The 20,577-nt window shown below is 60.4% G+C and carries 18 protein-coding genes; all 18 read right to left on the reverse strand.

All coding sequences use genetic code 11. The features are described from left to right. Positions 1-35 precede the first annotated feature (35 nt). Complete coding sequence (gene pyrF, locus MHX53_RS10030; protein ID WP_239272610.1) at positions 36-860, reverse strand: orotidine-5'-phosphate decarboxylase; 825 nt, start codon at positions 858-860, stop codon at positions 36-38. Beyond that, positions 857-4,126, reverse strand: coding sequence for a carbamoyl-phosphate synthase large subunit (carB, locus tag MHX53_RS10035; protein WP_239272611.1), 3,270 nt, complete (start codon positions 4,124-4,126; stop codon positions 857-859). The genes pyrF and carB overlap by 4 nt, the downstream gene beginning before the upstream one ends. Positions 4,127-4,135: 9 nt before the next feature. Next, complete coding sequence (gene carA, locus MHX53_RS10040) at positions 4,136-5,266, reverse strand: glutamine-hydrolyzing carbamoyl-phosphate synthase small subunit (RefSeq protein WP_239272612.1); 1,131 nt, start codon at positions 5,264-5,266, stop codon at positions 4,136-4,138. Then, positions 5,263-5,748, reverse strand: a complete 486-nt coding sequence (locus MHX53_RS10045; RefSeq protein WP_239272613.1) for an ABC transporter permease — start codon at positions 5,746-5,748, stop codon at positions 5,263-5,265. The genes carA and MHX53_RS10045 overlap by 4 nt, the downstream gene beginning before the upstream one ends. After that, the gene (locus MHX53_RS10050) at positions 5,736-7,043 is read right to left on the reverse strand and encodes a dihydroorotase (RefSeq protein WP_239272614.1); all 1,308 of its coding nucleotides are present in this window, start codon (positions 7,041-7,043) and stop codon (positions 5,736-5,738) included. Before MHX53_RS10050 ends, MHX53_RS10045 begins: the two co-directional genes overlap by 13 nt. Before the next feature lie 2 nt (positions 7,044-7,045). Continuing rightward, positions 7,046-8,014: an aspartate carbamoyltransferase catalytic subunit gene (locus MHX53_RS10055; RefSeq protein WP_239272615.1), complete on the reverse strand. Its 969-nt coding sequence runs from the start codon at positions 8,012-8,014 to the stop codon at positions 7,046-7,048. Beyond that, the gene (gene pyrR, locus MHX53_RS10060) at positions 8,014-8,556 is read right to left on the reverse strand and encodes a bifunctional pyr operon transcriptional regulator/uracil phosphoribosyltransferase PyrR (protein ID WP_239272616.1); all 543 of its coding nucleotides are present in this window, start codon (positions 8,554-8,556) and stop codon (positions 8,014-8,016) included. Before pyrR ends, MHX53_RS10055 begins: the two co-directional genes overlap by 1 nt. A 59-nt stretch (positions 8,557-8,615) precedes the next feature. Continuing rightward, on the reverse strand, positions 8,616-9,020 hold the full coding sequence (nusB, locus tag MHX53_RS10065) for a transcription antitermination factor NusB (RefSeq protein WP_102238086.1): 405 nt from the start codon (positions 9,018-9,020) through the stop codon (positions 8,616-8,618). Further along, the gene (gene efp, locus MHX53_RS10070; RefSeq protein WP_239272617.1) at positions 9,017-9,580 is read right to left on the reverse strand and encodes an elongation factor P; all 564 of its coding nucleotides are present in this window, start codon (positions 9,578-9,580) and stop codon (positions 9,017-9,019) included. The genes nusB and efp overlap by 4 nt, the downstream gene beginning before the upstream one ends. A gap of 56 nt (positions 9,581-9,636) precedes the next feature. Continuing rightward, positions 9,637-10,731, reverse strand: a complete 1,095-nt coding sequence (gene aroB / locus MHX53_RS10075; RefSeq protein ID WP_239272618.1) for a 3-dehydroquinate synthase — start codon at positions 10,729-10,731, stop codon at positions 9,637-9,639. Beyond that, entirely contained in the window at positions 10,724-11,347 is a 624-nt protein-coding gene (locus MHX53_RS10080) for a shikimate kinase (RefSeq protein WP_239272619.1), read from the reverse strand. The genes aroB and MHX53_RS10080 overlap by 8 nt, the downstream gene beginning before the upstream one ends. Beyond that, a complete protein-coding gene (gene aroC, locus MHX53_RS10085) occupies positions 11,344-12,531 on the reverse strand; it encodes a chorismate synthase (RefSeq protein ID WP_239272620.1) in 1,188 nt (395 codons plus the stop codon). The genes MHX53_RS10080 and aroC overlap by 4 nt, the downstream gene beginning before the upstream one ends. Before the next feature lie 10 nt (positions 12,532-12,541). Next, positions 12,542-13,294, reverse strand: a complete 753-nt coding sequence (locus MHX53_RS10090; RefSeq protein WP_239272621.1) for a hypothetical protein — start codon at positions 13,292-13,294, stop codon at positions 12,542-12,544. Continuing rightward, positions 13,276-14,115 (reverse strand): shikimate dehydrogenase, encoded by an 840-nt coding sequence (locus MHX53_RS10095; RefSeq protein WP_239272622.1) that lies wholly within the window; start codon positions 14,113-14,115, stop codon positions 13,276-13,278. The genes MHX53_RS10090 and MHX53_RS10095 overlap by 19 nt, the downstream gene beginning before the upstream one ends. Next, positions 14,108-15,235: an endolytic transglycosylase MltG gene (gene mltG, locus MHX53_RS10100; RefSeq protein WP_239272623.1), complete on the reverse strand. Its 1,128-nt coding sequence runs from the start codon at positions 15,233-15,235 to the stop codon at positions 14,108-14,110. The genes MHX53_RS10095 and mltG overlap by 8 nt, the downstream gene beginning before the upstream one ends. After that, positions 15,225-15,668, reverse strand: a complete 444-nt coding sequence (gene ruvX, locus MHX53_RS10105; protein WP_239272624.1) for a Holliday junction resolvase RuvX — start codon at positions 15,666-15,668, stop codon at positions 15,225-15,227. Before ruvX ends, mltG begins: the two co-directional genes overlap by 11 nt. Beyond that, a complete protein-coding gene (gene alaS, locus MHX53_RS10110) occupies positions 15,665-18,319 on the reverse strand; it encodes an alanine--tRNA ligase (RefSeq protein WP_239272625.1) in 2,655 nt (884 codons plus the stop codon). Before alaS ends, ruvX begins: the two co-directional genes overlap by 4 nt. A gap of 142 nt (positions 18,320-18,461) precedes the next feature. After that, a complete protein-coding gene (locus MHX53_RS10115; RefSeq protein WP_239272626.1) occupies positions 18,462-20,087 on the reverse strand; it encodes an ABC-F family ATP-binding cassette domain-containing protein in 1,626 nt (541 codons plus the stop codon). Positions 20,088-20,577: the final 490 nt, after the last annotated feature.

The following is a 20,577-nucleotide window of genomic DNA, read 5'->3' on the forward strand; positions in this document are numbered from 1 at the left end:
GTGTACTCCTAAGCCAGAAGAAACTTACGGTCAGTCTATAGGGCTTCACCGCGAATTTCGCTACTAATTGTTCGAATATGGTGCTTTATTCTCTTGGGTCCAGAATTTGAAATGCCTCGGGAGACGTTGACAAAAACTTTGTCGAACGCGTTCCCGAATACCGTGTGCAGGTCCTCGACAGTTGCACCCTGCGCCCCGTAACCCGGTGACAGAATGGGTCCGTTGAAAGCGCCGAGGTCGATTCCGAGTTTGCGTGCCGCGTCACCGATCGTGGCACCGACGACCAGTCCGCCCAGCGGTGCGCCAACGGATTCGTTGAAGTTGTGTACCGTTTCAACGACCTGGGCGGCAACGGCGGTCCCATTGTTCTGAGCATGTTGCACCTGTGGCCCAGACGGATTGGACGTGAGAGCCAGGGCGAAGAACCCGGTTCCGTATTTTTCGGCGGCTTTACACACCGAGGTGAGGCTGTCGGTACCCAAGTATGGCGACACGGTGAGCGCATCTGTGGCCAGTGGCCTGGCCGGATTGAGGTAGGCGTCGGCGTAACCGTCCATGGTGGACCCAATGTCTCCACGCTTGGCGTCGGTGATGACGACCATGCCCAGGTCCTTGGCAATGCGGTGGACGCTTTCCAACACTGCGATCCCAGCTGCGCCGTGACGTTCAAAGAACGCGACTTGAGGCTTCACGCACCACGCCTCCATGTGGCATTGCTCCAACATGGTGGTGGCGAATGAAGCCAGCCCTTCTGGCGAATCTTCCAGACCCCACGCTGCGAGCGTGGCGGGAGCTGGGTCAATGCCCACACACAACGGGTTACGCGCGATAGCCGATTGCCACAGATGCGCGAAACTCATGCCCAGTCCTGCAGGGATGCGACTCCGAAGTCAGCCGTGCGGATCGCTTCGATCGCGGACACCGCTGCCGCGAATTCGGCCGTTGTGGTCAGGATCGGCAGAGGTGCCGCGGTCGCTGCTGCACGGATTTCATATCCATCGGCGCGTTCTTGACGTCCGGACGGCACGTTGACCACCAGGTCGATCTTGCGTTCTGCGATGTCGTCCAGGATCGATCGTTCGCCGTCTTGGAGTTCGAAGTACTTCTTCATGGCCACGGTTTCGATGCCGTAGCGTGCCATGACTGCAGCGGTGCCTTCTGTGCAGATCACTTCAAAGCCCATGTCGATGAGCTTCTTCACGGGCAGAACCGCTGCACGCTTGTCACGGTCAGCAACCGAAACGAACACGCGACCCTGAGTCGGAAGCGAGGCACCTGCTCCCATCTCGGCTTTCGCGAACGCCACTGGGAAGGTGGGGGCGATACCCATGACTTCACCCGTTGAGCGCATCTCGGGGCCAAGAATCGAGTCGACAACACGTCCGTCGGTGTCGCGGAAACGGCGGAATGGAAGAACCGCTTCCTTCACGGCAACTGGGCGGTCCAAGTTCACATAGGAACCGTCATCTTCGGCCTCCAGTAGCGTGCCACGCATCGACGCGATCGTATCGCCCACGGCAATCTTCGCGGCCGCCTTAGCGAGCTGTGTACCCGTGGCCTTGGATACGAAAGGAACCGTACGCGATGCGCGGGGGTTTGCCTCGATGACGTACAGAACGTCGGCTGCGATTGCGAACTGGATGTTGAGCAGACCACGCACTCCGGTGCCTTCTGCGATCGCGCGGGTCGCGGACCGCACACGCTTAAGTACGTTTTCGCCCAGGGTGATCGCAGGGAGGACACATGCTGAGTCACCCGAGTGGATGCCCGCTTCCTCGATGTGTTCCATGACGCCACCGATGTAGAGGTCTTCGCCGTCGAACAGCGCGTCAACGTCGATTTCGACAGCGTCTTCCAAGAACCGGTCTACCAGGACGGGGCGGGTGGGTGACACCTCGGTCGCGGAATCCATGTACGAACGCAACTGGGCGTTGTCGTACACAATCTGCATACCGCGCCCACCCAGCACGTAGGACGGGCGAACCAGAACCGGGTAGCCAATCGATTCGGCGATCGTTTCAGCTTCCGCGTACGTCGTGGCGGTTCCGTGCTTAGGAGCACGCAGACCGGCCTGGTCCAGAACGCGTCCGAATTCGCCGCGGTCTTCGGCCAGGTCGATGGCTTCGGGTTGGGTACCCAAAACGGGAACACCGGCTTCTTTCAGACGAGCCGCAAGGCCCAGCGGGGTCTGGCCACCCAGGGTACATACGACTCCCTTGATAGGTCCGGCCGCCAGTTCTGCGTTGTAGATCTCCATAACGTCTTCGAACGTCAGTGGTTCAAAGTACAGGCGGTCGGCCGTGTCGTAGTCGGTGGAAACGGTTTCGGGGTTGCAGTTGACCATGATGGTTTCGTAGCCGGCTTCGGCAAGCGCCATCGTGGCGTGGACGCACGAATAGTCGAACTCGATTCCCTGACCGATTCGGTTGGGACCGGAGCCCAGGATGATCACGGCTTCGCGGTCGCGTGGCTGGACTTCGGTTTCCTGGTCGTAGCTCGAGTAGTGGTACGGCGTGTGTGCGGCAAATTCGCCTGCACACGTGTCCACGGTCTTGTAGACCGGGCGAATGCCCAGTGCGTGGCGAACGCCTGTCACCACTTGGGCGTCCAGGTGACGCAACGCGCCAATTTGTTCGTCCGAGAAGCCGTGACGCTTAGCCAACTTCAGAACCTGCGGGGACAGATCCTGGGTGCGAACGACCTCGGCGACCTCACACAGAAGCTTCATCTGGTCCAAGTACCACGGGTCGATGTCGCTGGCTTCGTGAATCTCTTCGATGCTCATGCCAGAATTCAGCGCCGTGATGACGGTGTGGATGCGTTCCGCGGTTGGGTGGGCCAGATCAGCCAGCACCTGCTTCTTGACGTCCGCGTCGTCCAGGTCAAGGCGCTTAGCGAAGTCGAACTGCGAGCCCTTCTGTTCCATTGAACGCATGGCCTTTTGCAGCGCGGTGGTGAAGTTTCGGCCCAGCGCCATGACTTCGCCCACCGACTTCATGGTGGTGGTAAGTGTTGGGTCGGCTGCCGGGAACTTTTCGAACGCGAAGCGTGGAACCTTGACCACGACGTAGTCCAGGGCAGGTTCGAACGACGCCGGGGTTTCTTGGGTGATGTCGTTGCGGATCTCGTCCAACGAGTAGCCCACAGCAAGTTTGGCGGCGATCTTTGCGATCGGGAAGCCGGTGGCCTTCGACGCAAGTGCTGATGAGCGAGACACCCGCGGGTTCATTTCGATGACGACGATGCGCCCGTTGTCGGGGTTGATGGCGAACTGGATGTTGCAGCCACCCGTGTCCACGCCAACTTCGCGGATAATCGCGATACCGATGTCGCGCATCCTCTGGAATTCAACGTCGGTGAGCGTCATGGCGGGTGCGACCGTGATGGAGTCACCCGTGTGCACACCTACGGGGTCAAAGTTTTCGATTGAACACACCACCACGACGTTGTCGTTGCGGTCGCGCATGAGTTCGAGTTCGTATTCTTTCCACCCCAGAATCGACTCTTCTAGCAGTACTTCGTTGGTGAGTGAGTCGTGCAGGCCGTCGCCTGCGATGCGGCGCAGGTCGTCCTCGTTGTACGCCATTCCAGAGCCCAGGCCACCCATGGTGAACGACGGGCGCACCACCATGGGGTAGCCCAGTTCTTGGGCTGCTTCGAGGCATTCGTCCATGGTGTGGGCGATGCGGGAGCGGGCCACTTCAGCACCGCAGGCTTCGACGACGTCTTTGAACTGTTGGCGGTTTTCGCCGCGTTCAATTGCGTCGACGTCGGCACCGATGAGTTCGACGCCGTATTTGTCGAGTACGCCGGCCTTGTGCAGGTTGATGGCCGCGTTGAGTGCGGTTTGTCCACCCAGGGTGGGCAGAAGCGCGTCCGGGCGTTCCTTTGCGATGATCGCTTCGATGACTTCGGGGTCGATCGGTTCGACGTAAGTGGCATCCGCGATGTCCGGGTCGGTCATGATGGTGGCTGGGTTCGAGTTGACCAAGATGACGCGCAGGCCTTCTGACCGCAACACGCGGCACGCCTGGGTACCTGAGTAGTCGAATTCGCAGGCCTGGCCAATGACGATGGGCCCCGAACCGATGACAAGAACTGACTGTAGGTCTTTGCGCAGTGGCACGGGTCCTCCTTATGCGTCGCTCAAGATGCGAGCGAACCGGTCGAAAAGGTTTTCTGAGTCGTGGGGTCCCGCGGCGGCTTCCGGGTGGAACTGTACGGAAAACGCTGGGATGTCCAGGCAGGCGAGTCCTTCTACCACGTTGTCATTGAGTCCGATGTGGCTCACCTGGACGCGCCCGAACTTCTCGTTGGGTGCGGTCACGGGATCCCCGATGGGTGCGTCCACGGCGAATCCGTGGTTTTGTGAGGTGATTTCGACCCGTCCGGTTTCAACGTTCATGACGGGCTGGTTGATGCCGCGGTGTCCAAACCGAAGTTTGTATGTGTCGAATCCCAGAGCGCGACCCAGCAGCTGGTTTCCAAAACAGATTCCAAAGAAGGGGATCTTTTCTTCCAGCACGCGGGTGAGCACCTCTACCTGGTGGTCGGCGGTTGCGGGGTCGCCGGGGCCGTTAGAGAAGAACACGCCGTCGGGGTTGTAGGCCTTGAGTTCTTCGAACGTCGTGGTTGCGGGCACAACGTGGACTTCCATGCCGCGGGCGGCCAGGTGGAACGGTGAGCGTCCCTTAATGCCCAGGTCGTAGGCAACGACGGTGAATTTCTTTTCGCCTTGAGCTTCCACGGTGTACGCCGAGGTGGTGCTCACCTCGTCCGCCAGAGCCGAACCTTCCATGCGGGGCTGGGCTTTGACCTGTTCGAGCAGTGCGACATGGTCGTATGAGGCTTCTTCCCCTGAGAAGATACCTACGCGCATGGACCCTTCTTCACGCAACCTGAGGGTGAGCGCACGGGTGTCCACGTCGCAGATTCCCACGATACCCAGGCGCTTCAGGCGGGTTTCGAGGTCTTCGGTGGAGCGCCAGTTGGACGAGATGCGGGAAGCGTCGCGTACGACGTAGCCGGCGACCCAGTAGTCGCGTGATTCGTCGTCTTCGTCGTTGACCCCGGTGTTTCCCACGTGTGGGAACGTCTGGATGACCACTTGTTTGTGGTAGGAGGGGTCGGTGAGGGTTTCTTGGTACCCGGTCATTGCGGTGACGAATACCGCTTCGCCAAAGGTTGTTCCTCGTGCACCGTATGCGGAGCCTTCGTAGACTGTACCGTCTTCTAGGACTAGGACCGCAGGTTCAAAAGTGCTCATTTCACCTTCTCTGTCAGGGCTAAACTTTCAAGAATTTCTGTGCGTGCGTGGGCCAGGCGTGGTCGGAAACCGGTGGCGACTTGTGTGTCGCCCAGGGTCCATACGATCACCACGAGGCCGTCTTTTTCAACGAATTTCCCAACCATCCCGGATGCTGTGGTGACCTGGTCAATCGCGGTGAACGGGATCTCAATTCCATCGATCCCGTCGAGCATGAACACCACGCGGTCGTCCTCAATGTGCAGGGTTCCGTTGGTGCGCACGCCGAGGTGGTGGACGTTGATGCGTTCAAGGGGGTCAGTTGCGTACGTGGTGGCGACGTACATCCCTGGGTGCCCGGGTCCGGATGGTTCGCTCGTGGGCCTGGGTGGTTCAGGGATGTGTGTCTGTGACGCTTGGCGGTTCTTCCAGCCCTTCCACATGAGGAAGAACAGACCGGCCAGGACGGCTAGAAGTACGAGGACTGGGGTCAGCCGATCCACGCTTGGCCACCTCCTGAAATTGGGTGTGGTTCAGCGAGTTCACCGTTTCGTACAACGTGGGCGCCGTACAGGAAGGTGTGGACCACTTGAGTGCCGACCTTGAAGCCCTTGAACGGGTTGTTGCGACCCAGAGTCGCGTGGTCGTTCGGTTCTATGGTCACGTCAGCCGCTGGGTCGATCAGGACGATGTTGGCCGCTGCACCCGTATCCAGTGAGCCGTGCGTGGTGAGGCCAGAAATTTCCGCGGGCCTGGCGCTCATCACGCGGGCAATGTCGTGCCAGTCGAAGTCGTGGTCTTTCATGGCTTCGACAACGATAGCCAAAGCTGTTTCCATTCCCACCATGCCCATTGCAGCGGCGGTCCATTCGGCGCACTTGTGCTCGGCGGTGTGCGGTGCGTGGTCCGTTCCAACAATGTCGATCGTTCCGTCTGCTAGGCCGTCGCGCACCGCCTTCACATCTGCTTCTGTGCGCAGTGGCGGGTTCACTTTGTAGACGGGGTCGTAGGAGCGGACTAACTCGTCAGTGAGCATGAGGTGGTGTGGGGTGACTTCGGCGGTGACGTTCACACCTCGGGACTTTGCCCAGCGGACAAGCTCTACGGAGCCCTTGGTGGACAGGTGGCACACGTGGAGGCGGGATCCCACGTGTTCTGCCAGGAGGATGTCGCGGGCGATGATGGCTTCTTCGGCCACGGCGGGCCAGCCGGGAAGTCCCAATTCCGCACTGACCACGCCTTCGTTCATTTGGGCGCCTTCGGTCAGGCGTGGTTCTTGCGCGTGTTGCGCGATGATCCCGTTGAACGATTTGACGTATTCCAATGCCCGGCGCATGAGCAACGGGTCGTGGACGCACAGGCCGTCGTCTGAGAAGATCCTGACCCCAGCTTTCGAGGACGCCATGGCCCCCAGTTCTGCCAATGCGGCACCTTCTTGCCCCACGGTGACAGCGCCAATGGGAACGACCTCGGTGTAGCCTGCTTGGCGTCCCAGGTTCCACACCTGTTCAACCACACCAGCGTTGTCTGCTACCGGTTGCGTGTTGGCCATCGCGTGGACGCACGTGTACCCACCGCGGGCAGCCGACTGCGATCCGGTGAGTACGGTTTCGGCGTCTTCTTTTCCGGGTTCGCGCAGGTGTGTGTGCAGGTCCACCAGGCCGGGAAGGGCAATCAGACCAGATCCGTCGATCGTGGTGTCCGGGTTGTCGACGTGTGGAACGATTCGCCCGCCGTCAATTGCGATGTCGGTGGTTTCGCCACCATAGGGTTTGACTGACGTGATGAGGATCGACACGGTTAACCTTCCTGTCCGGTGAGTAGGCGGTACAGGGCGGCCATGCGCACGGCGACCCCGTTTTCTACCTGGTTGAGAACAACTGCGCGGGGTGAGTCAGCGGCCGCGGAGCAGATTTCGAATCCGCGGTTCATGGGCCCGGGGTGCATGATCCACGTGTCGTCGCCCAGCGCGTTCAGTCGTTCCTGGGTGAGTCCCCACATGCGTGAGTATTCGCGGGGGTTGGGGAAGAACGCTTGGTGCATGCGTTCGAGTTGCACGCGCAGCATCATGACGGCGTCGAAGTCGTACTGGGCAATCGCTTCGTCGAACGAGTAGCTCACGTCGCACGGCCAGGTTTCCACACCCCACGGCAACAGTGTGGGTGGGGAAATGAGCACCACTCGCGCACCCAAGGTGTTGAGTAGGTGGACGTTGGAGCGGGCCACGCGCGAATGCAGCACGTCACCCACGATCGCCACGGTTGCGCCTTCAAGCGTGCGCCCACGGGAGCCGTCTGCAGGTCCGGATGCGGGCTGCCCGGCGATAACTCGGCGCAATGTGAAGGAGTCCAAGAGGGCCTGGGTGGGGTGTTCGTGGGTGCCGTCCCCGGCGTTGAGGACTGGGGCGTGCAACCAGCCCGAGGTGGCAATCCGGTGCGGGGTTCCCGATCCTGGGTGCCTCACCACGATCGCGTCAGCACCCATAGCGCCCAGGGTTTGGATGGTGTCTTGCAGGCTTTCGCCCTTCGACACGGACGAGCCTTTGGCGGAGAAGTTCAGGACATCGGCAGACAAACGTTTGGCGGCCGCTTCAAATGAGATGCGTGTGCGGGTGGAGTCTTCGAAGAAGAGGTTGACCACGGTGCGCCCACGTAGAACGGGAAGTTTTTTCACTTCACGTGCGGACACCTGCGTCATTTCTTCTGCAATGTCGAGGAGTCCAACGGCGTCGTCACGTGAGAGGTCTTTCGTCGACAGCAGGTGTTTCATCACGCCTCCGAGATGGTGACAGAATCCTCACCGTCAATTTCTGTGACGGTGACGGATACGCGTTCCGAAAGAGATGTGGGGAGGTTCTTTCCCACGTGGTCGGCACGGATGGGCAGGGCTCGGTGCCCACGGTCAACAAGAACCGCCAGGCGCACGGCTTCGGGCCTACCAACATCGGCCAGGGAGTCCAGGGCCGCGCGAACTGTGCGCCCAGAGAACAGAACATCGTCAATGAGCACGACGGTTTTCCCGTCGATTCCGCTACGGGGAATGTTGGTGGGTTCGGGAGTGCGCAGTTTGCCCGCTTTGAGGTCATCCCGGTACATGGTGATGTCGAGGCTACCCACGATTTCTGGGACATCGACGCCTGGTTCAATCTGCCCGATGCGTTCTGCCAGACGCTGCGCAAGGGGCACTCCGCGCGTGGGAATTCCTAACAGAACAAGGTTCTGTGCGCCCTTGTTCGCTTCAATGATTTCGTGGGCTATGCGAGTAAGCGCTCGAGCCATTTCTTTGGCGTCGAGAACTGTACGTGTTCGCATGACTCCTCCTTCTCCGCCTCACTGGACGGTGGTTAAAGGTGGTTTCATGACAAGCATACCTAAAGCGTGTCTTTAAGTTTGCTGATCCTGTCCAGCAGAGCGTTGACGAAAGCTGGTGAATCGTCGGTGGAATACTCCTTGGCCAGGGTGACGGCTTCGTCGATCGCTACAGGGTCGTCGACGTCGTCGTTGTAGAGAATTTCCCACAGGCCGATCCGCAGGACAGCGCGGTCGACCCGTGGCATTCTCTCCAGAGTCCAACCGTGCGCGTATGTCGAAATGAGTTCGTCCAGTTGCGCACGGTGAGTCACGACCCCGTCGACGATTTCGCGTGCATACGGCCGTAGAGGGTACTCTTCGTCGTTTTCACGAAGCTTAATCAGCTCCGCTTCTGGGAGGTTACGAGCTTCGGATTCAAAAAGGAGTTCGAGTGCCCTGCGACGTGCTCGATACCGGGCGCTCACTCTTTGACGCGCCCCATGTATTCTCCGGTGCGGGTGTCAACGCGTACCCGAGTACCGGTTTCGAGGAACAGAGGCACCTGGATTTCGTATCCGGTTTCTACGGTTGCTGGCTTGGTTCCACCGCTGGAGCGGTCACCCTGCAGGCCAGGTTCAGTGTGGCTGATGGTGAGTTCCACCGCAGCAGGCAGTTCAATGTAGAGCGGGTTACCTTCGTGGAATGCAACCTGGACGCTCTGGTTTTCGAGCATGAAGTTCGCAGCGTCACCCACCAGGGCGTCGGACAGTGGGACCTGGTCGTAGTCTTGTTCGTCCATGAAGATGTAGTCGGAACCGTCGTGGTAGAGGTACTGCATGTCGCGGCGGTCCACGGTAGCGGTTTCAACCTTGGTTCCAGCGTTGAAGGTGCGGTCCACAATCTTGCCTGACAGCACATTCTTGATCTTGGTGCGCACAAAAGCCGGGCCCTTTCCTGGCTTCACGTGCAGGAATTCAACAACCTGCCAGAGTTCGTTGTCGAGCTTGAGAACCATACCGTTCTTCAGATCGTTGGTGGTTGCCACGCGATTCCTTTCATAGAAGTGAGGGCCGGTGCGCCCAGAAGATTGTAACAGGTGGTTTAAATCGTCCGCACAGGCGAGTCGACTCCAATTGCTTGGTAAGCCGTGAACAGAAGCGACGTGTCCGGAACTTCGACGACGACGGGTTGTGCGATGTCGCGGAGCACAACAAACCGCATGAGGTTCCCTCGGGCCTTCTTATCGCGTTTCATGGTGTCGAGCAGTTGTGGCCAGCGGTCGGAACGGTACCCGGTAGGCAGCCCGAGGTGTTCCAAGATTGCGCGGTGCCGGTCCACCACCTCGGCGGGAAGGTTTTTAAGCATCACTCCCAGTTCAGCTGCGAACATCATGCCCACGGCCACGGCGGCTCCGTGGCGCCACTGGTAGCGCTCATTGCGTTCGATTGCGTGGCCCAGGGTGTGGCCGTAGTTGAGGATTTCGCGAGTGCCGGATTCCTTGAAGTCACCGGAGACCACGCGGGCTTTGACCTCGATGGTGCGTTCGATGATCTGGCGCAGTTCGGGTGATTCGTGGTTGGCCAGAACGTCCTTGGGGGTGTTTTCGATGAGTTCCAAGATCGTAGGGTCGGCGATGAAACCGCACTTGACGGCCTCGGCCATGCCGGTGAACAGTTCGTTCTCTGGCAAAGTCGCCAGCGTGTCCGTGTCGACAAGCACGCCGGCTGGTGAGTGAAACGCGCCCACAAGGTTCTTACCTTCTGCCGTGTTGATTCCGGTTTTGCCACCCACCGCGGCGTCGACCATGCCCAAGAAGGTCGTGGGGATGTTGACGAAGGTGATGCCGCGCAACCAGGTGGCTGCCACGAAACCGGCAACGTCGGTGATGGCTCCCCCACCCACGGCCACAATTGCGTCGGAGCGCGTGAAGTCGGACTGGCCCAGGATTTGCCAGCAGAACTCCGCCACCCGGATGTGTTTTGCTTCTTCAGCGTCGGGGATTTCAGCGGCAATGGCTTCCAGACCGGTGCTGGCTAAGTCTTCGCGAACAAGTTCACCCGTGGTGCGCAGTGCGCGCGGGTAGATCACCAGGACGCGCTGGACTTGTGAGCCCAGCAGTTGGGGCAGTTTGCCCAGGAGTTTCGAACCTATGATGACGGGGTAGTCGCCTCCGCCGGTCACGCGGATTTCAGTCAATGGTGTCCTCCTGATCAAAGCGGGCGTACTCCTCTTCACGTTGCAGTTTAGTGAGCACGTCAACCACTCGGTTGACCACGGTTGAGGGTGGTTCGTTCGACGCGCTCACGGTCGCGGTGGATACGGACTCATATAGTGGCAAGCGTTCTTCTACCAGTGCCTGCCACGCGGCCACGGGGTCGGCGTCGTCGTCTAAGAGAGGACGGCGTGACCCGCCCAGGCGCACGCGTGCAACATCGGCGTCGATCATGATGGTGATGACTTTGATGGCCGGGTGCTTGAGCTGGGCGCGGGTTCCCGGGTTGAGGATCGCCCCCCCACCTAGGGACACCACTCCGGGGCGGTCCAGCAGTTCGCGCAGGGACCTGCGCACAACCTCGCGCTCGATTTCGCGGAACCGGGCTTCACCTCGGGAGGCAAAAATCTGCTGGATGTCTCCGTGTTGTTCGACGATGCGGGCGTCGGTGTCGCGTAGTGGGATGTCCAGGCGTTCTGCGAGGAGGCGCCCAATTGTGGACTTCCCCGCTGCCGGTGGACCGATCAACGCGATCCGCGCACCCGCGGCCGGCACTGGATTGAGTGGGGGTGCTGGCCTGGGGACGGGCTCTACGCTCATTGGCCCAACAGGAACGGATCGATGTGGCTGAGGTATGCGTCGCGGTTGCGTTTGACTTCGTCAACGGAATCCCCGCCGCACTTCTCCAGCACAGCTTGGGCAAGTTCCAACGCGACCATGGCTTCGGCGACCACACCGGCCGCGGGCACGGCGCATACGTCGGAGCGCTGGTGGTGTGCCTTGGCTGGTTCCTGGGTGGCCACGTCGACCGTGGACAGGGCGCGAGGCACGGTGGAAATGGGTTTCATGGCCGCGCGCACAATGATGGGTTCGCCGGTGGTCATGCCACCTTCGATACCTCCGGCGCGGTTAGTCAGACGCTTCACGCCGTTTTCGGCGTCGATCTCGTCATGAGCAACCGAGCCGCGACGGCGTGCGGTTTCAAACCCGTCGCCAATCTCCACACCCTTGATCGCTTGGATGCCCATGAGTGAGGCAGCCAGGCGCGATTCCAAACGACGGTCCCCGGTCACGTGCGATCCCAGACCAGGGAACGCGCCGTACACAATGACTTCGACGACCCCACCCAAGGTGTCGCCGGCTTTCTTGGCGTCTTCGACCTCGGCGACCATCCGTTGCGAGAGTTCCGAATCGAAGCAACGCAACGGGTCAGCGTCCAGCTGCTCAACGTCAGCAGCAGTGGGGCGTACCAGATCGCGTCCGCCCTCCACCGGGCCAATGGCCACAGTGTGGGACACGATATCGATGTCGAGGGCCTTGAGGAACTGGCTCGCGACAGCGCCCAGGGCAACGCGGGTTGCGGTTTCGCGGGCGGAGGCGCGTTCCAGGATGGGGCGGGCTTCGTCCCAGTCGTACTTCATCATGCCAACCAAGTCGGCGTGCCCCGGCCGAGGTCGTGTCAGCTTAGCGGCCCGGGCCTGCCCTTCCAGCTCGTCTGGGTCGACTGGGTTGGGGCTCATGACGGTTTCCCATTTGGGCCATTCGGTGTTGCCCACTTCGATTGCTACGGGTCCGCCCAGGGTCTTGCCGTGGCGTACACCTCCGACGAGGCGCACTTTGTCGGCTTCGAACTTCATGCGGGCGCCTCGGCCGTAGCCCAGGCGGCGGCGCGCGAGTGCGCGGGAAATATCTTCAGTGGTGACGTCGACGTGTGCGGGGAGTCCTTCGAGGATTCCTACGAGCGCTTCGCCGTGCGATTCACCTGCGGTCAACCATCTCAACATTTAACTAACTCTACAGAATGAGTGGTGTAAGTAACGCGGCGGTCCACGCGCCAATGAGCATGTGTGGCCCAAACGCAACGTTGCGGCGTTTGCCAAGGTGCATGAGGAAGTACACCAGGGCCGAAACGTTCATGATGATCAGGGCTACGACGAGTCCCCATTGGCTGGCCGTTCCGGCGACCATTCCCACGGGAACCGCGAGTTTCACATCGCCCAGTCCCAAGGTTTCTTTGCCCAGGGCCAGACCAAAAAGGTAGACGATTGCGAAGATGACCACGGTGATTCCGGCCCCGGCGAGCCCGGCGAGTGCTGGGGTTGCGCCGCGTGCCCACAGTTGGTCGAACGCTGATTGTTTGCTGGTGACACCCAAGATCATGGACACCAGGTAGGCCACGATCATGAACCCTGCTATTGGCATGACGATCAGGTTGGGAAGCCGGTGCAACACACTGTCGATCCAGAACAGCCACGCCGTGGCTCCGGCGAACACGCCCAGGGCCACGATGATGGGGATGTCGGCGTACGTGCGCGACATGAACAAGGGCAGGAAGAACCCTGCGATCCACGCCAGAACCAGTCCGGTTGCGGTCATGACGAAGGACACGAGCCACACGGGGCGGTTGTCCGTGCGCAGACCGTTGAGCAAGCGCAGTCCCGCCTCGTCGTTGATGAGCTTGGGGAACATGAACCAGATGACAACGGATACGGCGATCGCTGCCCCAACCGCAAGTGACAGTCCTGCGACTAGTGAGACGGACTCCATGAGTCTCCTTTCGGCGGGGCCAGGTTGACGGCCTCGTACATAGCAACGGTAGCCCGTTGAACCTCGGACGCGCTTAACGACCTGCCGGTGACGCCCACAAAGTGAATGAACTGGGCGACAGCCTGCTCCACCAACATTGCCAGGCCGGGGACCACCTCGGCGCCGGCTTGCTTAGCCTTCTCCCCCACGGACCCGTGTGCGTACGCGACGTCCAGCACCGTGGCGGACAGACGGGTGGGGACGTCCAGGTCCACACCCGTGGGCAGGGTGCTCACGATGACGTCGTGGTCCCAGTTGATGTTCTCCAGGCCAGCGTGGGTGGCGTCCATGTCCAGTGATTGGGCGAGTTGGGCCAGATCAGCGCGGGTTTTTTGGTTGCGGGCGTAGATGTCCACGGTCGCGCAACCCAGTTCTTTGAGGGCGACAAGCGCGCTGGTTGCGGTGGCGCCGGATCCCACAATGGCCGCCGAGGTGGCAGGTGTTCGCAGGGCGCCCACGATTCCAGCGACGTCGGTGTTGTAGACCGACGGCGTGGGGGTGCGCACGAATGTGTTGGCGACCCGGGTGGCGGTCACGGTGGGGTCGATGTTCCAGTTTCGTTCGTGCGCGAGTTGGGCCAGGGTGGCTTTTAGTGGCATGGTGCAGGACATGCCCACGAGCTGGGGGTGGGTGTCGATGTGGGTGGCCAGTTGATCTTCCGTGAGTTCGACCGAGCCGTACTCCCCCGGAATGCCCAGTGCTGTGAGCGCGGCCGTGTGCAGGTCCGGAGACTTGGAGTGCGCAATGGGCGACCCGGCCACGCAGGCGTTGAACTTATCCATTTTTCTTGCGGTGTTCGCGTAGCCATGTGCGGAACTCTTCGACGTTTTTCTGGTGCTCTTGGTAGTTGTTGGCGAACTTCACGGTGCCGTTGTCTGGGTCGGTTGCTACGAAGAACTGCCAGTCACCCTTGGCGGGTTTCATGGCGGCGCGCACGGCGGGTTCGCCGGGTGAGTTAATGGGGCCGGGCGTCCACCCTTTGTATTTGTACGTGTTGTACGGGTTGTTGCTTTCGCGTTCTTTCTTTGTGGTGGTCAGGTCCTTACGCGCGCCGTGGATGTACGCGACAGTGGCGTCGGACTGGAGTAGCCCGCCGGTTTGGGACTTCTTCCCCACGCGGTTGACGAACACGCGAGCAACCTTGGCTTGCACCTCGGGGTCACTGGTGGCTTCTTTTTCTACCAGGCTGGCAAGGGTCAGGTAGTAGTGGGCGTCGTCGTGTGGAATGGCGAGCCGGTTGAGTTCGTCCTTGGTCTTGTTGACCATGTCTTGGACCAGGGCTTCGGCTGGGCGTGACGGGTCGATGTCGTAGGTAGCCGGGTACAGGTAGCCTTCGAGGTTGGGCGCGTCGATGTCGAGGCCGTAGTCCTTGGGTTTCTTCTTGTCGATGGCCTTGTCGAGCTGCTGTTCGTTGACGCCGGCTTTGATCGCGTTGGCTTTGATGGTCTTGATGGTGTGGCCTTCTGCCACGGTGAGGCGTTGCGCGGCGGTGGCGTCTTCTAGGGCGTCGACGGCGGCGCTGGAGCTCATGCGTTTGCGCATTTTGAACGTGCCGGCTTTGATGACGAAGCTGCGACTTTCGACTTCTTTGAGGAAGGGGTCGGCGGATTGGATGACGTCTTCTTCGACCAACTGGTTGGCGACCTGGCTGGCGGACGCGCCCGGGACCACGGTGACGTCGATGCTGCCTTCGCCTTCGCCTTCGTAGTCCTTCTTGGCACCGAACAGGTTAGAGAACGCTCCCGAGGCCGTGCTGACTGCCACGACCCCGCTGACTCCGGCTATGAGGGCGAGCACTACAACGATGGCGGTGATGCGCCGGCGCCGGATCTTCCGGTTGTGCCTGCGCTGCCGGGCGTCCTTGCGGGTGCCCTTGTTTTCGAATACGTCGTCAATCCCCACTGTTGTCCTCACGTGCTAGAGCGTCGAGAGCTGTTTGCAGGATCACCACGGCGGCTTGCGCGTCCACGGTTTCGCGTCGTTGCTTAGACGATTTTCCTGCTGCTTGTAACATCAGGTGCGCTTGTGTGGTGGTAAAACGTTCATCCACGTACCTTACCGGGAGTCCTGTGCGGTCCACGATCTTCTGGGCGAAACGCCTGGCTTTGTCTGCGGACTGGCGCGCCTTGCCGTCTAAGGACGTGGGGTCGCCTATCACCAGTTCAACCGGGTCGACTTCGTCCACGATCTCTTGGATGCGTCGCAGCGCGAAGTTGTCACCACCTCGGCGGTTGACCACTTCAAGAGGTGAGGCGAGGATCCCGTCGGGGTCGCTGTGGGCGATACCCACGCGCACCGCCCCCACGTCAATCCCTAAGCGCCTGCCGCGCCTCACGAGTTCGCTACCTGGTCACGCACTGCTTGGAGTGCTTGCGACACCTTGGTGGCGTCCTGGCCGCCGCCCTGTGCGAGGTCGGGCTTGCCGCCTCCGCCACCGCCCAGGGTTTTGCACGCCGAGGTGACAAGCGCTCCGGCTTTCAGACCGGCCCTTTGTGCGTCAGGGCCTACCGCGATGACGACGGCGGGCTTGTCATTAGCCAGTCCCACTGCGGCGATGACGTGGGCTGGGTCGTCCAGGCGGTTGCGAACGTCAAGGACGAAGGAGCGGACGTCGGTAGCGTTTGCCACCTCACCGAGTTCGGTGGTGACGACGGTTGCTGGGCCGAGTTTCTGGGCGCTGGCGGCTGCGTCGGTGGCGCGGGCCAGGACCTTTTCTTGGTTGAGTTGTGCGATGGTGCGTTCGGCTTCTTTGATGCGGTCCATGAGGCCGGTGACGCGCTGGTAGACGTCGGGGCCGGGCACTTTGAGCAGTTCTGACAGTTGCGCCACGGTGGAGCGTTCGCGGGCCAGTTGCTTCATGGCGTCAAGTCCCACGCTGGCTTCGATGCGACGGGTTCCGGAGCCCACGGAGGCTTCGCTGGTCAGCGAGATAGGTCCGATCTCTGAAGTGCGGGTGACGTGGGTTCCTCCGCAGAGTTCACGCGACCAGGTGCCGTTGATGTCGACCACGCGCACAATTTCTGGGTAGCGTTCACCGAACAGGGCCATGGCGCCGGACTTCTTGGCCTCTTCGAATGGCAGGAAGTCGTAGCCCACTTCGAAGTTGTCGCGGACTGCGGTGTTGGCGCACTCTTCGATTTCTTGGCGGGCTGCTGGGCTGAGTGCTTCGGGGTACGAGTAGTCGAAGCGCAGGTAGCCGGGGTTGTTCAGCGACCCCGCCTGGGTGGCGTTCGACCCCAGAACCTCACGCAGGGCGGCGTGGATGAGGTGGGTTGCCGAGTGCGCCTGCTGGGCTTGGTAGCGGTGGTCTGGGTCGACCTGCGCGGTGATGAGGGCGCCGGTTTCCAGTTCACCGGTTTCAACCGTGACCTTGTGCGTGGGTAGTCCGGCGAGGATGTTCTGAACGTCGGTGACGCGGGCGTTAAGGTCAGGGCCGGTGAGGTGACCGATGTCAGCGGTTTGGCCACCGGATTCGGCGTAGAACGGGGTGATGTCCAGGACAACGTCGACGGTGTCGCCGGCGTGGGCAACGGGAACGGCTTCGCCGTCCCTGATGATGCCGCGCACGGTGGCCAGAGTGTTGAGGTTGTCGTAGCCCACGAATTCCGAGGTGCCTGCTTCGAGTAGGTGGGAGTAGGCGGTGAGGTTCGCTCCCCCGCCCTTCTTGGACTTCGCGTCGGCTTTGGCGCGTTGGCGCTGTTCTTCCATGTGGGCTTTGAACCCGTCGACGTCGACTTCCACGCCTGCTTCGTGGGCCATTTCTACGGTGAGGTCGATGGGGAAGCCGTGGGTGTCGTGGAGGGTAAATGCCACGGCGCCGTCGATAGTGCCACCTTTACCCACCTCGGCGACGGTGCGGGTGAGCAACTGGGTGCCGGATTCCAGGGTGCGCAGGAACGCGGTTTCTTCGGCGTAGGCGATCTTGGAAATGCGGTCGAAGTCGGTGTCGAGTTCTGGGTAGGACTGCTTCATGGCGTCTTTGGAGACGGGCAGCAGGTGTGGGAGCACGGGTTGAGTGACGCCCAGCAGGCGCATGGCGCGGATGGCGCGGCGTAGCAGGCGGCGCAGGATGTAGCCGCGGCCTTCGTTGCCGGGACGTACGCCGTCGCCGATGATGACGAGGGCGGAGCGCACGTGGTCGGCGACAACGCGCATGCGGACGTCGTCGTCGTGGTTGGCGCCGTAGGTGTGGCCGGAGAGTTCTTCGGCCTTTTTGATGACGGGGTAGACTTCGTCGATTTCGTACATGTTCTCGACGCCTTGTTTGAGGAACGCCACGCGTTCCAGGCCCATGCCGGTGTCGATGTTTTTAGCGGGCAGGTCGCCTTTGATGTCGAAGTCGACTTTGGTGCGGACCTCGGAGAGTTCGAACTCCATGAAGACGAGGTTCCAGATTTCGATGTAGCGGTCTTCGTCGGCGACCGGGCCGCCTTCTTTGCCGTATGCGGGCCCGCGGTCGTAGTAGATTTCGGAGCAGTAGCCGCCGGGGCCGGGTTGGCCGGTGTGCCAGAAGTTGTCTTCGTTGCCGCGCATTTGGATACGTTCGCGGGGCATGCTGGTTTCTTCGAGCCACAGGTCGATCGAGGCGGCGTCGTCTTCGTGGACGGTGACCCACAGGCGGTTGGGGTCAAAGCCGAGGCCACCGTTGTCTTCTGGGGTGGTGAGCAGTTCCCAGGCCATGGAGATGGCTTCGCTCTTGAAGTAGTCGCCAAAGCTGAAGTTTCCGTTCATTTGGAAGAACGTGCCGTGGCGGGTGGTTTGGCCCACTTCTTCGATGTCTGCGGTGCGCACGCACTTTTGCACGCTGGTGGCGCGTGGGAAGGGGGCGGGTTCGCGGCCGGTGAGGTATGGGATGAACTGCACCATGCCGGCGATGTTGAAGAGGATGGAGGGGTCGGACGAGATCACGGACGCAGATGGCACCACGGTGTGGCCTTTGGATTCGAAGAATTCCAGCCAGCGGCGCTTAATTTCTGCGGTCTTCATGTGTGTCCTTCCATGTGTGGCGGTGCCGTGAGTGCTGCGCGTCCCGTGTTCCACGGTTGTTGCATACAGGCGTCACCGATTCTAGTAGAGACCAGGCCTGATGTGCACGGTTGTCTGCGTGTGGGTGATTAAGGCTGATGATCTACGCACCCGGTGGACAGGGCTGGAGGTCAAGTCTACGACCGCTCCAGTGCTCGATCAGCCATCGGTCGTGACTGGCGACGATCAGGGTTCCTTGCCAGTTGTGTAACGCATTCTCAAGCGCGTTCATCGCTTCTAAGTCAAAGTAGTTGGTGGGTTCGTCGATAACCAGAACCGCTGGGTTTGCAGCCAATGCGATTGCAAGTTGGGCGCGTCGTTGATTCCCTGCCGATAGGTCTGGAATTGGAGTGCGCCACATGGACGGGTGAAGAATTCCTTTTCCGGCTTCCCCGATTCCGGCCCTCCATGCGTGCTCCCCGAAACCTGGGTCTGGCACTTCAGGAAGTCTCTGAGGCACTTTACCGACCGGTTCATCACGCGTGATGGTTCCGCTCGCAAGTGCATCGTCAGGTGGATTACCCGTTGCAATCCAACTGAGTAGCGTTGATTTTCCTGCGCCGTTGGGCCCCGTCACCAATAGGTGTTCGCCACGGCCGAGGTCGTATGTGACCGGAGCAAGCCGACCGTTCACTGCGGCGGCTCTAGCCGACACGGCAAGGCCGGGTCTGGGGTCAGATTCGTGAACTGGGAATTCAAGGCTGTAGTGGCGTGGCTCTCGAACTTCGCGTTGAGCGAGGAGTTCTAAGCGAACGTCATCGTTACGTGTTCGTTTCACTGACGTTTTTGCTGCCCTGTCGGTGAAGAATTTCTTTTCTTTCCGAGCAGCTGTTTCTACTCGTACGCCACCACGAGCAATTTTCATGCTTTCGTGACGATGTGCCTGTAGCTCACGTTTTTCGGCTTGTTGCGTTGCATGGATCTGCTGAACTTTCTGGTGGGCAGTCTCCTTGGCTTCGAGATAGTCCGTGTAGTTACCTGCGTTGCGATACACACCTACTAGTTTTTCCCCGTCAATCTTGGCGAGTTCTCTCCATACGGTGATGTCCAAGTCGTACATGACGGTCGCGGTTCCTTCTATGAAGGCCCTGTCATGACTTGTCGCAAGCACTGGCCCTTCCCAATCCTTTACGGTGGCTTCGAGGAATGCGATGGCGTCACTGTCCAGGTGATTAGTTGGTTCATCAAGGATCAACACCTCGGGACGCATTATCAGTAGCGCTGCCAGCTTGAATCGTGCACGCTGACCTGGAGAAAGCGTCGACAACGGCCTGTTGCGGCCGCACTCTGTAAATTCCGCAAGACCTAATCCACCAAGTGTTTCGTTCACCCGCACATCCAAGGACCACACGTCCAAGGAATTCAACCGCGAAAGAAGCTGGTCGTATTCCGATGCGCGATTGGCCCGACCAGAAGCGATAGAGTCGGCAACCTTTTCAAAGCGAGCCAGCAGGGTTCTAGATGGCGTCAAAACCGTCTCTAAAAACTGTGCAACGCTGCCCGAGAACGTTTCCGGGTCAGGAATGCTCTGCGAAACAACACCAGACTCAACTCGCCCGGAGTCGGGTTGCAATTCTCCGATAAGGATTCTCAAAAGCGTTGACTTACCGGCCCCGTTCGGTCCAATTAGAAACGCACGCTCACCGTCAGAAACATGCAGGCTCACCTGGTCAAATACGAGGCGTGAGCCATACGAAAAGGAAATGGAATCGAGAACAATTGCGGGCATAATGATCTCCTGGACGTAGCATTCACTTCGGTCACGTCTCAGCAAAGCTGAGTGGAGATCACATTGTCACCGGAACTACACACTCCTCAATTCACGTACGTCTTCAACTGACGGAGCAGACTACATTCTACACAGCACCGCCTGGCGCCTCACTGCGAGCCAGACCTTGCACCTTTTACGCGCTGATAGCGCCGAGCGCGGCTTTTAATATCTGCGGTCTGCATAAGTGCCCCCTATGTTGTCGTCCCGGACACCTGTGTGGGCGAGTAGGCGCTAGGAGTGCTGGCCACATTGCTTTTAGTAGAACCCAGACGGGGCGCCATCACTAAAGGCACGGATCAGACACGTTGCTCAATCGCGAGAAGGGCGGTTAGTTGTCTTGCGTTGCGTGAGGTCGGTGAAGGTTGTAGTGGTGCGTGCGCGTCGGAGTCAAAGCAAGGCATCGCACGTGTTCACGCCAGAGGAAGAACCGTTAGGCACCACCATTTTC

It is taken from the genome of Brevibacterium sp. ACRRH (assembly GCF_022346365.1).
GTDB lineage: Bacteria > Actinomycetota > Actinomycetes > Actinomycetales > Brevibacteriaceae > Brevibacterium > Brevibacterium paucivorans.

Bases quoted from the DNA above. Each gene is read 5' to 3' on its own strand.
- pyrF (WP_239272610.1), bottom strand. From the start codon at position 860: ATGAGTTTCGCGCATCTGTGGCAATCGGCTATCGCGCGTAACCCGTTG.
- carA (WP_239272612.1), bottom strand. From the start codon at position 5,266: ATGAGCACTTTTGAACCTGCGGTCCTAGTCCTAGAAGACGGTACAGTC.
- MHX53_RS10055 (WP_239272615.1), bottom strand. From the start codon at position 8,014: ATGAAACACCTGCTGTCGACGAAAGACCTCTCACGTGACGACGCCGTT.
- pyrR (WP_239272616.1), bottom strand. From the start codon at position 8,556: ATGCGAACACGTACAGTTCTCGACGCCAAAGAAATGGCTCGAGCGCTT.
- MHX53_RS10080 (WP_239272619.1), bottom strand. From the start codon at position 11,347: ATGAGCGTAGAGCCCGTCCCCAGGCCAGCACCCCCACTCAATCCAGTG.
- aroC (WP_239272620.1), bottom strand. From the start codon at position 12,531: ATGTTGAGATGGTTGACCGCAGGTGAATCGCACGGCGAAGCGCTCGTA.
- MHX53_RS10090 (WP_239272621.1), bottom strand. From the start codon at position 13,294: ATGGAGTCCGTCTCACTAGTCGCAGGACTGTCACTTGCGGTTGGGGCA.
- MHX53_RS10095 (WP_239272622.1), bottom strand. From the start codon at position 14,115: ATGGATAAGTTCAACGCCTGCGTGGCCGGGTCGCCCATTGCGCACTCC.
- alaS (WP_239272625.1), bottom strand. From the start codon at position 18,319: ATGAAGACCGCAGAAATTAAGCGCCGCTGGCTGGAATTCTTCGAATCC.
- MHX53_RS10115 (WP_239272626.1), bottom strand. From the start codon at position 20,087: ATGCCCGCAATTGTTCTCGATTCCATTTCCTTTTCGTATGGCTCACGC.